The following is a 1,143-nucleotide window of genomic DNA, read 5'->3' as shown; positions in this document are numbered from 1 at the left end:
GCGGCGTTCGCCGTCGTGCCGCCCTGGGCCGCCGTGCCGCCGCCCGGCGAGGCGGGCGTGCCGCAGGCGGCCAGTACGAGCGCGGTGCCGGTGATGACGATCGCGGGAATCCGCATGATCTGTCTCCTTCCCTAGTACGTGCCCTTCCGGCGCAGCGTGTCGACGAGGACCGCCAGCGCGATCACCACGCCGATCACCACCTGTTGCCAGAAGGCCGACACGGACAGCAGGTTCAGCCCGTTGCGCAGTACGGCCAGGATGAGGGCGCCGACGAACGTGCCGAGCGCCCGGCCCTTGCCGCCGGACAGGCTGGCGCCGCCGATGACCACGGCCGCGATGGCGTCCAGCTCGTAGCCGGCGGCGGCCTGCGGCTGGGCCGAGGCGAGCCGGCTGGCCAGCACGATGCCGGCCACGGCCGCGAACCCGCCCGAGAGGGCGTACGCGACGAGCTTCTGGCGGCCGACCCGGATGCCGGACAGCCGCGCGGCCTCCTCGTTGCCGCCGATGGCGTACAGCGCGCGGCCGGAGTAGGTGCGGTTGAGGATCACGGCAGTGATCACGCCCATCACGAGCATCACGATCACAGGGATCGGCAGGAAGCCGCCGATCGTGTCGCCCAGGTGGGCGACCTCCTCCGGCAGCAGGATCGGGCTGCCCTGCGAGATGACGAGGGCCAGGCCGCGGGCCACGCCGAGCATGGCCAGGGTGGCGATGAACGGCGGCAGCTTGCCGTACGCGATGAGCGTCGCGTTGACCAGCCCGCACGCCACGCCGACCGCCAGCCCGGCCACTGTGGCGACCGGCCAGGCCAGACCCGCCTCGGTGGCGATCCAGGCGAGCGTGATCGCGGAGAGCGCCGCGACCGAGCCGACCGACAGGTCGATCCCGCCGGTGACGATCACGAACGTCGAGCCGAACGCGAGGATCGCGGTGACGGCCGCCTGGACGCCCACGTTGAGCAGGTTCGTCACGCTCAGGAAGTCGTCGGACAGCAGCGACAGCGCCACCACCAGCACGATGAGCGCGACCAGGGCGCCGTTCTCGGCCAGCCACGCCGCCACCGGCGACCGCCGCGCGACCACGCCACCAGCCCCACCACCAGCCCCGCCACCAGCCCCGCCACCCGACGCGCCACGCGGCCCG

Annotated in this window: 1 pseudogene; it reads right to left on the bottom strand. The window is 73.4% G+C overall.

The features are described 5' to 3' along the window. Positions 1 to 143: 143 nt before the first annotated feature. A pseudogene (locus DQW85_RS22600) lies at positions 144 to 1,082 on the bottom strand (ABC transporter permease); the annotation flags it as partial. Positions 1,083 to 1,143 lie beyond the last annotated feature (61 nt).

The organism is Nonomuraea lactucae, from assembly GCF_003313395.1.
GTDB lineage: Bacteria > Actinomycetota > Actinomycetes > Streptosporangiales > Streptosporangiaceae > Nonomuraea > Nonomuraea lactucae.
The sequence above is the reverse complement of the archived record's forward strand: the minus strand, read 5'-3'. Positions and strand labels throughout refer to the sequence as shown.